Source organism: Pseudoxanthomonas sangjuensis (assembly GCF_010211755.1).
Classification (GTDB): Bacteria; Pseudomonadota; Gammaproteobacteria; order Xanthomonadales; family Xanthomonadaceae; genus Pseudoxanthomonas_A; species Pseudoxanthomonas_A sangjuensis.
In genome coordinates this window covers 127692-141375 of the sequence record NZ_PDWR01000008.1, presented here as the reverse complement: position 1 = coordinate 141375, position 13684 = coordinate 127692, and the positions used below count along the sequence as shown (strand labels likewise).

Annotated in this window: 9 protein-coding genes and 1 pseudogene; 5 read left to right on the top strand and 5 right to left on the bottom strand. The window is 61.6% G+C overall.

Annotation, left to right across the window (positions count from 1 at the left end; all coding sequences use genetic code 11):
* Positions 1–146, top strand: a pseudogene (locus CSC71_RS15525) (electron transfer flavoprotein subunit alpha/FixB family protein); the annotation flags it as partial.
* Here the strand turns inward: CSC71_RS15525 and CSC71_RS06310 are convergent.
* Complete coding sequence (locus CSC71_RS06310; RefSeq protein ID WP_246192031.1) at positions 112–2475, bottom strand: glycosyltransferase family 2 protein; 2364 nt, start codon at positions 2473–2475, stop codon at positions 112–114. The pseudogene CSC71_RS15525 and the gene CSC71_RS06310 overlap by 35 nt on opposite strands.
* 204 nt (positions 2476–2679) lie before the next feature.
* Between CSC71_RS06310 and CSC71_RS06305 the strand changes: the two genes are divergently transcribed.
* From CSC71_RS06305 to CSC71_RS06290, 4 genes are read left to right on the top strand one after another with little or no spacing between them, the layout of a single operon-like run.
* Positions 2680–4470: an SLC13 family permease gene (locus CSC71_RS06305; protein WP_162373506.1), complete on the top strand. Its 1791-nt coding sequence runs from the start codon at positions 2680–2682 to the stop codon at positions 4468–4470.
* Between the two features lie 34 nt (positions 4471–4504).
* Positions 4505–5416 (top strand): sulfate adenylyltransferase subunit CysD, encoded by a 912-nt coding sequence (gene cysD / locus CSC71_RS06300; protein WP_162373505.1) that lies wholly within the window; start codon positions 4505–4507, stop codon positions 5414–5416.
* On the top strand, positions 5416–7311 hold the full coding sequence (cysN, locus tag CSC71_RS06295) for a sulfate adenylyltransferase subunit CysN (RefSeq protein ID WP_162373504.1): 1896 nt from the start codon (positions 5416–5418) through the stop codon (positions 7309–7311). The genes cysD and cysN overlap by 1 nt, the downstream gene beginning before the upstream one ends.
* A 60-nt stretch (positions 7312–7371) precedes the next feature.
* On the top strand, positions 7372–7920 hold the full coding sequence (locus CSC71_RS06290) for a hypothetical protein (protein WP_162373503.1): 549 nt from the start codon (positions 7372–7374) through the stop codon (positions 7918–7920).
* Positions 7921–8007: 87 nt separating this feature from the next.
* On the opposite strand, the gene CSC71_RS06285 is transcribed toward CSC71_RS06290, so the two are convergent.
* The 4 genes from CSC71_RS06285 to CSC71_RS06270 all read right to left on the bottom strand — a co-directional run bounded on the left by CSC71_RS06285 (position 8008) and on the right by CSC71_RS06270 (position 13675).
* The gene (locus tag CSC71_RS06285; RefSeq protein ID WP_162373502.1) at positions 8008–9975 is read right to left on the bottom strand and encodes an ArnT family glycosyltransferase; all 1968 of its coding nucleotides are present in this window, start codon (positions 9973–9975) and stop codon (positions 8008–8010) included.
* A 94-nt stretch (positions 9976–10069) separates the two neighbouring features.
* Positions 10070–12127, bottom strand: coding sequence for a hypothetical protein (locus CSC71_RS06280; protein WP_162373501.1), 2058 nt, complete (start codon positions 12125–12127; stop codon positions 10070–10072).
* A 74-nt stretch (positions 12128–12201) separates the two neighbouring features.
* Positions 12202–13344 (bottom strand): dTDP-4-amino-4,6-dideoxygalactose transaminase, encoded by a 1143-nt coding sequence (rffA, locus tag CSC71_RS06275; protein WP_162373500.1) that lies wholly within the window; start codon positions 13342–13344, stop codon positions 12202–12204.
* Between the two features lie 13 nt (positions 13345–13357).
* Positions 13358–13675, bottom strand: a complete 318-nt coding sequence (locus tag CSC71_RS06270; protein WP_162373499.1) for an EamA family transporter — start codon at positions 13673–13675, stop codon at positions 13358–13360.
* Positions 13676–13684 lie beyond the last annotated feature (9 nt).

Below are 13684 nucleotides of genomic sequence, written 5' to 3'. Positions count from 1 at the left end.
CGATCCAGCACCTGACCGGGATCAAGGACGCCGGCACCATCGTCGCCATCAACAAGGACGCCGACGCGCCGATCTTCGAGGTCGCCGACATCGGCCTGGTCGGCGACCTGTTCAAGCTGCTGCCGGAGCTCCAGGCCGTGCTGTGACCGGAACGGACCTTGGCGGTACCGACAGTTCGAAATTTCGGCTGTCCAACGAGAGATTGACGTTGTAGGCGGGGTCGGCCTGCAAGCTGGTACCCCAGCGCCGGCACATGAATTCGATTTCGCCAGAGAAACGCTGGCGTTTTTCCTCGGTATCTTCGGCACCGCGCGAAGCGGACTCGTGATGATACAGCTCGGCGAATGGGGTCCAGACGTTACGGAATCCCGCCTGGCGCAAACGCAAGCAGAAGTCGATGTCGTTGAAGGCAACCGCCAACCGTTCGTCCAGTCCTCCCACCAGTTCGTAACGATCACGGAGCACCAGCAGACAGGCGCCGGTGACTGCGGAAAGCCCTTGCGCCACCCGTGCACGGCCGCCATGACCAGGGTAGCCGCGCGGCAATCCGCCATACACATGCGCGGCCACGCCGTGGATACCAAGCACCACGCCCGCGTGCTGGATCGTGTCCCCCGGGTAATACAGCATCGCGCCGACTGCACCGACGTCGGTGCGTACGGCATGCGACACCATTTCCTCCAGCCAGTCCGGGGTAATCACCTCGATGTCATTGTTGACTAGTCCAATGACTTCGCCGTCGCATTGGCTGACCGCCCAGTTGTTGATCGCCGAATAGTTGAAGGGCTTGTCGTAACGCAGCACCCGTATTCGCCTCTCCCCCTTCAGCGAGGCCAGATAATCGATCGCGTCGGGTTCGGACGAACCGTTATCGACGATCAATATCTCGAAGTTGTTGTACGTGGAACGCTGCAGGATGCTGTCGATGCACTGCCGCAGCAGGTTGGCCTTGTCACGAGTCGGGATCACCAGACTGACTTTCGGCAGGCTCTCCGGCAACGGCCAGCGAACTCGATAATGGCCATGCGAAAGCTCCTCAGCCAGCGCTCCGGTCGCACAACGCGACAATTGCTCGGCAACCGCACGAACACCCGCGGACGCGGCATAGTCTTTTGCATCGCGACTCAGTGCGGTAGAGCCGGGTATCGCACGCCAGTGGTATAGCACCTTGGGGATGTGGACGATCTGCGACGGCAGCAGACGCTCCGTACAGCGCAGGATCAGGTCATGGTCCTGACTGCCTTCAAAACCCTTGCGGAAACCGCCAACGGCCCGGACCAGATCGGTGCGTATTACAGTAAGGTGGCAAATGTAGTTCTGGCTGCGCAGCAAGTCCGGATCCCAATCCGGCTTGAAATAGGGATCAAAGCGACGCCCATCGCCGTCGATCTTGTCTTCGTCCGAATACAGCAATCCCACGTCCGATGTCGCGGCAATGGCCTCTGCCATCTCCAGCAACGCATGCGGACGCAGCTCGTCGTCGTGGTCCAGCAAGGCCACATATTCGCCTCTCGCCAGCTCCAGCGCCGAGTTGGATGCCTCCGAGATATGGCCATTGCGTTCGCGGCGCATCACGTTGATCCGTGAATCCCGGGCCGCATACTCCCGTAACACCCGCATGACCCCCGGATCGGGTGACGCATCGTCGGCCAAGCATAATTGCCATTTCGGATATACCTGGGCCAGCACGCTATCGATACAACGACGCAACCAGCGTTCCGGCGTCTGATAGGCCGGCACCAGTACCGATATCATCGGGCCATTCTCGACCACCTGCTCCGCCCGACGCGACAGCTCCAATACCCCTGCCTCGTTCGGAGTATCGAAGCAGCGAACCCAATTCTCATAATCCCCGAGCGGCGGCTGTGGATTCGCACGCCGCTTGTATTCCGAGAAGAGAGCCGAGGTCGCCTCCGACAGGCCCGTGCTTGCGGCTGCGCTCAGGAACCGGAGTACCCTCGTCCAGGCCTGCCACCAACCATGCTTCTCCATGGCGAGTGGCAGCAGCATTCTCCACAACGCATGAAGCCTGGACGTCCTACGCAGAACAAACCCTTCCACTTCGAAACGCGACGGACCAAAGCTCGGCGAGAACTGCAGACTGGCCACGTCATAGGGCAACAAAAGCAATACGTCGATCCGACCATCTGCCGCCGGTTCAGGCAGCGGAATTTGGGCTACGGCGTCGACCGCATGCGCATAACCCAAATAAAGGCATGGCATCAGCGCATGCCCCTCGCTGGCCGTCAATCTGCCATGTATCTCGTACCAACCTCCCGGTAGTTTCGCGTCACGGAGCGGGAGCGAAGCAGCACGGAAACAGGAGCCTTCACCGCAGGATTCCCATTCGAGTGAGCCCGCACCGCCCGTCCGCCGCAATTGCATGCCGGCCTTCAATTCCACCATGGCCGGCTTTGCCCAGGACCCATCCGAAATTTTCCAAGCGATGGCCCCTTCGCCGTTCGCGGCAAACATTCCAATTGCTCCTGTCGGTATGCAAAGTGAGAATTATGGCGACACCCTCTGCCGCCCGACGCACGAATAGCTTATCGGCGGCGGCCGGCAGCTCCAAGGCACCTGGACGCGGCCGCCAACGGATACATTGTAGAATCCGTCCTTGGCGGCCGCCGGTCGCGCTGGCAATGGCTTTTGAACCGACCGGTAACGTCAGGGAACCGCATGGGTGAAATCACCAGTGTTTTGGGCTGGCAGGGCTGGCTGACCATCGTTGTCCTGGCCTCCGTCCTGGGCATGTTGCTCTGGGAACGCTTCACTCCCGACAGGGTCTTGGCCGCTGCTGCCCTTGTGTTGCTGGTCAGTGGCGTACTCACGCCGGCCCAGGCCTTCGCCGGTTTCTGGAACCCAGGCGTGCTGACCATCGCCCTGCTGTTCGTGCTGGTGGCGGCGTTGAAGACCACCGGTGCGATCCGCTGGATTGGCGACTGGATCCTAGGCCGCCCACGCGACGAGTTCCACGCCCAGGCGCGGCTGGCCGGGATCGCCGCGCCCTTGAGCGCATTCGTCAACAATACACCGATAGTGGCGGTATTGACTTCGGCGGTGGAGCAATGGAGCCGCCGTAGCGGTATCGCCCCGTCCAAGTTGCTGATGCCGATGAACTACGCCACCATCCTGGGTGGGATGTGCACGCTGGTCGGCACCAGCACAAACCTGATCGTCGCTGGACTGGCATCGAAGGCCGGGTTGCCTGCGCTGCACATGTTCACTCCACTCGGCGTGGGCGCGGTGGCCACCATGGCCGGACTCGCCTACCTGCTGACAATCGGGCGCTGGCTGTTGCCGGAACGGCGCTCGAACCTGCAGCAGGCCGTTGCGGACATCCGCGAATACGCGGTCGAGATGCTGGTCGAGCCGGATGGCGGTCTGCCCGGCAGGACCATCGGTGAGGCCCGCTTGCGGCACCTGCGTGGCTCCTATCTGCTGGAATTGGTACGCAACAACGAAGTGCATGCCGCGGTCGGCCCCGAAACCCGGTTGCGAGCCGGAGACCGCCTGGTCTTCGTCGGCCGGCCCAATGCCGTAGCCGAATTGCGCCAGTTGCCAGGGTTGCGGCCGGCCACCGAACAGATATTCAAGATCGATGAGGCCGGCGGCCAGCGTACCCTGGTAGAAGTGGTCCTTTCGCGGTTCAATCCCGCAGTCGGCAAGACTCTTGTCGACTCGGCGTTCCGCAGCCACTACAACGCCGCGGTGATCGCGATCTCCCGTCACGGCCAACGGTTGAACGAAAAGCCCGGCGAAATCGTCCTGCAGCCCGGCGATACGTTGCTGGTCGAAACCGACGCCAGGTTCATTGAACGCCACGGCCGCTCTCCAGACTTCCTGGTCGTCAGCGAGGTCGACGGCGCGGCCCGCGTCGACCGCCGCCGCGCCGTTGCCGTGTTGGCGATCATCGCTTCGATGATCGCCGCGAACACGCTACTCGGCTTCGACATCCTGTATTCAGCTCTGGGCGCAGCTTTGTTGGCGGTCCTGGTACGTTGCGTCAGCCTCACCGAGTTGCGTCACAGCCTGGACATCCGCCTGCTGGTGGTGATCGCCTGCTCGTTCGCGCTGGGCGCGGCGCTGGAAAGCAGTGGCGTGGCCGCGGTCGTCGCCGCCGGACTGAAGGCCTGGACCGGATCCGACCCGTTCTGGACCCTGGCGCTGGTCTATCTGGCTGCAGTGGTATTCACCGAAATACTGACCAACAACGCTGCGGCGGTAGTGATCTTCCCGATCGGCCTGGCAGCGGCGCGACAGCTTGGTGTTGAACCGATGCCGTTCGTGATCGCGGTAATGATGGGTGCCTCAGCCGGATTCATCACCCCTATCGGCTACCAAACCAACCTTATGATCTATGGTCCGGGCGGGTATCGCTTCACCGACTACGTTCGCGCCGGGCTCCCCCTGTCCGTCATCGTTGGAACCGCGGTATTGTGGGCAATCCCCCGATTCTGGCCATTCTGACGCCTCCCCCCTGTCCCAGGAATCGCGATATCCCATGCTGGACACGCAAAACCCGTCTCACCTCGATCGCCTCGAAGCCGAGAGCATCCACATCCTGCGCGAGGTCGCGGCCGAGTTCCGCAACCCGGTCATGCTGTACTCGATCGGCAAGGACAGTTCGGTGCTGCTGCACCTGCTGGTCAAGGCGTTCTACCCCGCCAGGCCGCCGATCCCGCTGCTGCACGTGGACACCGGCTGGAAGTTCCGGGAGATGATCGCCTTCCGCGATCGCCGCGCGGCCGAAACCGGCGCCGAACTGCGCACCTGGATGAATCCCGAAGGCGTGGCACAGGGCATCGGCCCGATCAGCCACGGCGCCACGGTACATACCGACGTGATGAAAACCCAGGGCCTGAAACAGGCACTGGACAAGTGGGGCTTCGACGCCGCCATCGGCGGCGCCCGCCGCGACGAGGAGAAGTCGCGCGCCAAGGAGCGCATCTTCAGCTTCCGCAACGCGCAGCACCGCTGGGATCCGAAGAACCAGCGCCCGGAACTGTGGAATGTGTACAACACCCGCATCCACAAGGGCGAGTCGGTTCGCGTCTTTCCGATTTCCAACTGGACCGAACTCGACGTCTGGCTCTACATCTACCGCGAGAAGATCCCGGTTCCGTCGCTGTACTTGGCGCAGGATCGCCCGGTGGTGGAACGCGACGGCGCGCTGATCATGGTCGACGACGAACGCTTGCCGCTGCGCGAGGGCGAGATCCCCGTGATGAAGAAGGTGCGCTTCCGCACCTTGGGCTGCTATCCGCTGACTGGCGCGATCGAATCCGAAGCCGACACCCTGGAGAAGATCATCGCCGAGATGCTGGTGTCGACCACCTCCGAACGCCAGGGCCGCGTCATCGACCACGACCCCTCCGCCTCGATGGAGAAGAAGAAGCAGGAGGGCTATTTCTGATGAACGACATGATCCACACCCCCACCGGCGACGCCTCCGCCGACGTCGCCGCCTACCTGCAACAGCACGAAACCAAGAGCCTGCTGCGCTTCATCACCTGCGGCAGCGTCGATGACGGCAAGAGCACCCTGATCGGCCGCCTGCTGCACGACACCAAGCTGCTGCTGGACGACCAGTTGGCCGCGCTGGAGTCGGACAGCCGCCGGCACGGCACCCAGGGCGACCAGATCGACTTCGCCCTGCTGGTCGACGGCCTGGCCGCCGAACGCGAACAGGGCATCACCATCGACGTGGCCTACCGCTTCTTCGGCACCGACAAGCGCAAGTTCATCGTGGCCGACTGCCCCGGCCACGAGCAGTACACCCGCAACATGGTCACGGGCGCTTCCACGGCGGATCTGGCCATCGTGCTGGTGGACGCACGCAAAGGGCTACTCACCCAGACCCGGCGGCACAGCTACATCGTGTCGCTGCTGGGTATTCGCCGCGTGGTGCTCGCGATCAACAAGATGGACCTGGTCGGCTACGACCAGGGCGTTTTCGACGACATCGCCGGTGGTTACGCAATGCTGGCGGAAAGGCTGGGCATCGAGCACGTGCAGTGCATCCCGCTGTCGGCGCTGAAGGGCGACAACATGCTGTCGGCGTCGCCGAACACGCCGTGGTACGACGGTCCCAGCCTGCTGCAGTACCTGGAAACCGTCGAGGCGTCGCGCGACCATCGCATCGCCGGTTTCCGCTTGCCCGTGCAGTGGGTCAATCGCCCCAACCAGGACTTCCGCGGCTTCGCGGGCACCGTCGTCGCCGATGCGATCGACGTGGGCCAGGAGATCGCGGTGTTGCCCTCGGGGCAGCGATCGAAAATCGCGCGCATCGTCACCGCCGACGGCGACCTGCCTCGGGCCGTCCCTGGCCAGGCCGTGACCCTGACCCTGGCCGACGAGATCGACGCCAGCCGCGGCGACGTCATCGCCGCCGCATCCAATCCGCCGGAGACTGCCGACCAGTTCGCCGCACACCTGATCTGGATGGGCGGACAGCCGCTACTGCCGGGCCGCCCGTACTGGCTGAAGATCGGCAGCCGCACGGTGGGCGCGCAGGTCACCGAGATCAAGCACAAGGTCGACGTGAACACCCAGGATCACCTGGCGGCCAAGCACCTGGAGCTCAACGAAGTCGCCTACTGCAACATCCACCTCGACCAGCCCGTCGCATTCGAGAAGTACGCCGACAACCGCGAACTGGGTGCCTTCATCCTGATCGACCGCCAGAGCAACGGCACCGTCGGCGCCGGCACGCTGGATTTCGCCCTGCGCCGCGCCGGCAACATCCACTGGCAGCATGTCGACGTGGACAAGGCCGCCCGCGCCCGGATCAAGCACCAGCAGCCGCGCTGCCTGTGGTTTACCGGCCTGTCCGGCTCGGGCAAGTCGACCATCGCCAACCTGGTGGAAAAACGCCTGCTGGCGATGGGCCGCCATACCTACCTGCTGGATGGCGACAACATCCGCCATGGCCTGAACAAGGACCTGGGCTTCACCGACGAGGACCGGGTCGAGAACATACGCCGCGTGGCCGAGGTCGCGAAACTGATGGTCGACGCCGGCCTGATCGTGCTGGTCAGCTTCATCTCGCCGTTCCGCGCCGAGCGGCGGATGGCGCGCGAACTGTTCGCCGAAGGCGAGTTCCTCGAGGTGTTCGTCGACACTCCGCTGGAAGTGGCCGAACAGCGCGACGTAAAGGGTCTGTATGCCAAGGCCCGCGCCGGGCAGATCAAGAACTTCACCGGCATCGATTCGCCATATGAGACGCCTGAAAATGCTGAGATCGTGCTGGAAACGATCCGAAACGGCCCCGACCAGCTAGCCGAATTCGTCGTTGAGCGGATATATTAATCCGATGCACATTGCGGAAATGCCCTTGCTTCTTCCCACTCTCCCGGAATCGCAGACCCCATGAAGACCATCGCCCTCGCCATTGCCCTCCTGCTCGGACTCGCCTCCTGCAAGGTTGGCGACGAGCAGGCTAACGAACTCACAGCTCCTGCGCTAGCTACCGCCACCGACGCAGGCAAACCATTGCCGGAGGCCCTTCCGCAGGGATTCACGCTTGGCTTTCCGTACCACTTCATCAAGCGTGAGATCTTTCATCGCGGGCGCAAGGATGCGCGCCTGCGCTATACCGTCGAATTCCTGGAAGGAACTCCGGCGTCGATCGCGTCTAGTCTGAACGCAAGCGCGAAGGCTGCCGGTTTCACCAAAATAAATTCCAGGCATCTGCGCGACGGCAGGATCCATTTCATTGCCACGAAACGTGGTTACGGCCAGTTGCGCGCGGAAATCAAGCCCGCCGGCAACCGCAAGCTGAGCAATGCTGCGGCCAAAGGCACGCTCGTGATGGGATGGCCCGTCGAACCCGCAACTGCCAAGCCTGCAACTGATGCAATGACCAAGGATCCGATCGTGGCCACGCCTGCGACATCATCCGAACCGGCGCAGAACTGATCCGAGGTCAATCGCCGCTCCAGACCGAAGGCGAGGGCGATTCGCCCTCGCCAAGTATGCCGTTGCGTTTTATTCGTGCAAACCACTTCATTTCCTGGCGGATGGTCGCAACGCATATACCTCGATGCGTGGCCCCTTTCCGGCGTCGAAGTATTGCACCAGCCTGGCATCGATGGTCTTCGCAAAGAAAGCGGCAACGTCTTTTTCTTTGCCTTGAACTTGTTTTGGTAGCCAAGAGCGGTATGCATCTGGCGTGGTGACGAGGAATACCTCCTCACCCCTGGTATCCATGCGCGCGACCTTCTTGAGCGGGACGACCTGCGCCCGCGCAAATAGGCGATCAGCGATACCAAGAAGCGCCACGCTGCCGTTGTGCTTGCGGTAGAGCGGAACCTCTGCGTCCGGATTGTCGCAGTCGTACCAACAGGTCGTGAAATCCGTAACTTGGGGTGCAAGCATGAGAGAGATCTGCGATAGATCTTCGCGCAACTCGGGCCGATCCATGTCCCATGCGAAGGCAATACATGAAGAAAACCTAGCGCGCGATTTCTCGCTGCAATCAATGCTCTTCGCCGAGAAGCAACGCTTGCCTGCGCACAGCTTCGGAACCACACTACCGGAATCGGCGCCAACGCTGAGCCTGAGTTGCGGTATTTCGGCCAAACTGCTGAACTCTGCGTAGTCGTGGCCGTACAGCTCCCGATGGAACATCTCATGGAGCGGCGCAAACTTAGTCCGTCTAAAGATGAAAACACGCGAGAAGATGGCGGCGTCATCGTAATTGGCAAAGGAATACGCCCGCGGCAGCTGATAGTTCTTTTCGTAGGCATAAATCAGCGGCTTGCGATTGGCGATGTGCAAATACAGCCAGCGACGCGCGGCTTCTTCATTCGAGAGCCCGTCTTGCGGTACCGCATGGCTGCTGGCAAGACTGGAGAAACGCGCTATTGCCAAGGCGAGCACCGCTAGCGACACGATCCCCAACGACGTGCGCAATGCGGTCGCACCGAAGCGACGACCAAGCGACAACACCAAACAGGATGCACCGACCCATGCCGCAGCGCGCAACGCGTCGGCGAACGGAAGCAGCCAGTATTCGCGCGAGAAGTTGGACAACGCGAATGGAGCAATTCCCAGCACCACGGCAAGTAGCAGCGGCGCGGTCTTTCGCAGCTGGATCAAACCGCCCAGCATGGCCACGAGCATCAGGGCCGCCAGTGGTTCCAACTTCAGGATCAAGCTCCACAGACGCGCCCATCGATCGGCCAGAGGCACGATCTCCTTGGTGAAATGAGAACCTGACAAGTGGGTATGGATCGCCGCAACGATCCCCGAATAGTCGTAAAGCGGCTGAAATACGAATGTTGCAGCCACTGTCATCACGGCCGCGACCATGGTCACCCGCAGTCGGTCGGGAAAGCGTCGTGGGTTATCGCCATAAGGCAACAGCAGCAAGGCGATCAGCGCGACATAGACGACTGCCGAATACTTGCACGCAATGGCCGCGCCAAGCGACAAGCCAAGCAGATATGGTTTCAGTCTGGTGTGCGATCGCACTAGAACCAATACAGCACAGGCGCTGAAAAACGATACTAGGGTATCGGTACGAATGTAATTGGCATAGAACCATGTATCCGGCGAGACTAGGACATAGACCAGAAACGACGCGACCAGCAGCTTCTTGCGCGAAAGGTTCCAAATGATGCGGGCAAACACCAGCGAAGTGCCAACGTCGGCGAGTGTGTAGACGAAGCGCACGATACGATACGCCGCACCGTCGGAGAACAATAGATACAGCGCATCCGTGTGACTTCCGGCCATGCCGGAGGCCTGCATGCCAAGTGCTATGAGCCATATCGCTAGAGCCGGCAAATACATCGCCAGATGTCCATACCCTGGACTCCAGACCGGATTCCAGTCGCCGCTAGCGATGGTCAGGGCGTTAAGCACGATCTCGGATTCGTCGACTTTGTCTCCACCGAAGAAGAAGACACTGCTGCATAAAAGGAACGACACCAAGCAAGCCAGGGCGAACCAGCGCAGCATCACGCGCATGTCGCGCCCGCGTTTCCGAACCCACAGAAAAATCGGCGCCGAGATTGCCTTGGCATGTATCGATATCCGATAAAAAAATTGCACGTGCATACGGCTACGGAATCTGTCCCATTGCGGTGGTGAACGATATCAGCGACACCGCGAGGCATACCATCAACGCGCCCTGGGTCCAGCGAGAATTCAAACAATCCCCGGTCGCGGCGACCACAGCACCGAAGATCGGGACCGCCGCCAGCAGGTAGCGACCTTGTGGCTGATAGCCGTAGAACCAGCTGAAAGAAACCGAGCTGAGCACGACAAGCACCAGCGAACCCAAGCCGATCCATGCCGTTCCAGCCGCGCGTCTATCGCGCGTGGCACGCACCAGTACGCTGCCGACGAACACGAGAATGCCGATAGTCAGCAGCCAATAGGTCGCTGGGGGCGCATACACGTTCATGTGGCCGTACATGCCAAGGGAGCTGCGCCATGAACGCTCGATCCAGGCATGGCGCGTCCACAGCATCTCCGGCAAGGAGATGCCCCTCTTCGCGAACCTTAGTCCCGGATACGCCACTTCTATGTTATTGCTCACCGTCGAAGGCTTGAACCGGTCCTGGGCGTACACTTCCGCAGCTACGGCAACCTGCTCCGCCTTCTCGCCGGGCGAACCGTTGATCCACAAATCCACGCCGACGCGAGGCGTCGCAACGATGCCTGCCAGCAGAAAAATGAGGACCATGCGCCGGGCTGCGGGCCGTAGTTCCACCTTGCGGAAGAAGATCGCCACACAGACGGCCGCAAACGCGCCGAGAAGCACGAGGCTGCCGGTACCCAGTGCCCTATCGATGGTTGGCCAGAGGTCGCCGAGCGCTCCCAGGCTCGATTCTTTCACGATCGCCAGTGCCGCTCCCAGGAACCCAGTGGCAAGGACCAGCGGCTTGATGGCGAAGTGCCTCCATGTCATCAGCATCCCGACGAAGAACACCACGACGAGGTAGTTGCGCTTGGAGACCAGAAGCAACCCCACGGCAGCGGCGAACAACACCACCTGCCACGCCGGTCTGCCCCCTTCCCGGATAAACTTCGACACAGGATTGTCCTCGGCGGCAACGAGCCCCACCGCCAGCACCGAAAGGAACAGCGGCAGCGCATCGCCGTTGAAATAGGCGAAGACATACCAGGTCTGCGGAGTTAGCAGCAACACACTGCAGGTCATCGCGTATTCGCGCCGCAAGGCCGCGAACACGGCAAGCACCAGCAGCAAGCTCACATTGAACAAACGCAAGGCCACGACCGGATTCCCGGTGATGGTAGCCCAAAGGCCCGCGCACTTACCGGCAAAAAAGTACGCCACATCCCAATTGTTGATGTAGGAAATTCCCCAGATGGGATCGTAGGTCGACGCCATTGCTGGATCCGCAACCGCCCCCGGGATCCAGTGACCAACGTAGTACAGGGCCGAGTGCACATGCGTGAACTCGTCGGGATGAACCGACTTGGCCGTCGTGGTCGCGAACGCCATGCTCAGCGCCAGCATGCCCGCCATGGCGAGCATCCATGGAATGGCCGTCGAGAAATGCCCGTCCTTCCGACGCCGGCCGACAACGACCGCAACACCCGCTAGCGCCAGCAGCCAGAACAGGCTGCGGGCATCGCGAACCAACCATGTCGGAACGGTGCCTGGTGTCACGGCATCCACACGATGCTCAAGGTCGAGGATCAGCTGCGGGTCGCTGTCGCCCTTCATCCGCGCTTCGGCATGACCGCCGTCTTTGTCGAAACTCACGACGCCCTTTTTCGGACGCAATCCGGACAAAGCCAGATCGCGTCCATCCGGTGACCCTTCCACGATCCGCATCCCGTACAACCGGAGCCAGGGCTGCTGCGGATCCGGGTCTATCCGTAACTTCAGGATCGCGGCTTGAGGCAGTTTGATCGAACCCGTCGCACGCGTTGTGCCAATCTGGACCCTACCGGATTCGGCCTCGTTGAATCCATGCCCGGTATCGAAGAAAACCTGGACAGCACCGGCCCTGCCGGCGCTCGCGTCGATGTCCAGCCGCCGCATCGATGTGGAGCCATCCGACTGCATCCCGATGATCGCCAACACGGACAACACTGCGACCAGCACGATTTTTGCGATCACATCCCCATTGCCCGGCATCTGCATTCCCCGCTCCCGCTGATGGTTCAAGTGCATGACGCGCGATCAGCGCACCCAACAAGCATCCGGTTCATCCGTTTTCAGAGGCGTGCCGCCGCCTGCAGCGCACGACCTGCAACATCCAGAACATTGTCCAACTCATTCGCCAGCCCCGAGAACAGCGGCAGCCGCACCAAGCGATCGCTGATGTCATCGGTGACCGGCAAGGCGCCGGACGTTCTGCCGAAACGCCGCCCTGCCGGCGAGGAATGCAGCGGGATGTAGTGAAAGACGGAGCCGACGCCTTCGGCTTTCATCGCTTCGATGAAGACAGTTCGCTGCTCGAGCCCGGACAATAGCAGGTAATACATGTGCGCATTATGGCCGCAATTCTCGGGCACGATCGGCCGCCGCACCAAGCCATCACCCTCGAACTTCGCGGCCCATTCGTGGTAGCGATCCCACAACGCCAAGCGCATTCGGGTGATGTCTTCGCCCTGTTCAAGCTGTGCGGCGAGGAACGCGGCGATGATCTCGCCCGGCAGGTAGGACGAACCGACATCCACCCACGTGTACTTGTCGACTTGGCCGCGGAAGAACTTGCTGCGGTTGGTGCCTTTCTCACGAATGATCTCTGCACGCTCGACATAAGCGGGGTCATTGACCAGCAGCGCGCCGCCCTCGCCGGAAATCACGTTCTTGGTCTCGTGGAAGCTCAAGGCACCGAAGGCACCAATGCTCCCGAGCGGTCGTCCCTTGTAAGTCGAGAAGATACCCTGGGCCGCGTCCTCCACGACCTTGAGGCCGAACCGCTCCGCGATGTCAAGGATCGCATCCATCTCGCAAGCGACGCCTGCGTAGTGGACCACGCAGATCGCCCGCGTGCGGGGCGTGATCGCCGCCTCCACCAGCGTTTCGTCCAAGTTGAAAGTGTCGGGGCGAATATCGACGAATACCGGTACCGCGCCACGCAGCACAAAAGCGTTGGCTGTGGAAACGAACGTGAACGAGGGCATGATCACCTCGTCGCCCGGTTGCAGGTCCAACAGCAGCGCCGACATTTCCAGCGCGGCCGTGCACGAATGCGTCAGCAGCGCTTTGCAGCAGCCGACCTTTTCTTCCAGCCACGCATGGCATTGCCGGGTGAATGCGCCATCGCCGGAAAGGTGACCTTTTGCGTGCGCCTCACCGATGAGTGTAAGTTCGCGCCCGGTCATGTAGGGCCTGTTGAATGGAATTGGCATGCCTGGTGGGCCTTCAGAAGGTATAGACGATGCAGCCGAGCGTGATGACCACGAGCCCCTGGACCTGCCTGGCGGTGATTCTTTCCCTGAACATCTTCCAGCCGAGGAATGCGACCAGCGCATAACTGAGGCTGGTGAACACGTACACCTTGCCGACGCCGAGCCCGCGGATCGCGAGGAACGTCACTGGCGGTATGCAGGCGAACAACAGGATTGCCGCAACCAGCGAGCGGCGCCGGGCGGACAGATGATAGTGTTTGAACGCAACCTGCGCGGAAGCCGTGGCCAGCAAGGCCAGGAAGAGCAGCGCGTAGGCCACCGGGGCACCCATGGCCGGCAT

Excerpts from the sequence above, each read along its gene's own strand:
- CSC71_RS06310 (WP_246192031.1), bottom strand. The coding sequence starts at position 2,475 with ATGTTTGCCGCGAACGGCGAAGGGGCCATCGCTTGGAAAATTTCGGAT.
- CSC71_RS06305 (WP_162373506.1), top strand. The coding sequence starts at position 2,680 with ATGGGTGAAATCACCAGTGTTTTGGGCTGGCAGGGCTGGCTGACCATC.
- cysD (WP_162373505.1), top strand. The coding sequence starts at position 4,505 with ATGCTGGACACGCAAAACCCGTCTCACCTCGATCGCCTCGAAGCCGAG.
- cysN (WP_162373504.1), top strand. The coding sequence starts at position 5,416 with ATGAACGACATGATCCACACCCCCACCGGCGACGCCTCCGCCGACGTC.
- CSC71_RS06290 (WP_162373503.1), top strand. The coding sequence starts at position 7,372 with ATGAAGACCATCGCCCTCGCCATTGCCCTCCTGCTCGGACTCGCCTCC.
- CSC71_RS06285 (WP_162373502.1), bottom strand. The coding sequence starts at position 9,975 with ATGCGCGTGATGCTGCGCTGGTTCGCCCTGGCTTGCTTGGTGTCGTTC.
- CSC71_RS06280 (WP_162373501.1), bottom strand. The coding sequence starts at position 12,127 with ATGCAGATGCCGGGCAATGGGGATGTGATCGCAAAAATCGTGCTGGTC.
- rffA (WP_162373500.1), bottom strand. The coding sequence starts at position 13,344 with ATGCCAATTCCATTCAACAGGCCCTACATGACCGGGCGCGAACTTACA.
- CSC71_RS06270 (WP_162373499.1), bottom strand. The coding sequence starts at position 13,675 with ATGGGTGCCCCGGTGGCCTACGCGCTGCTCTTCCTGGCCTTGCTGGCC.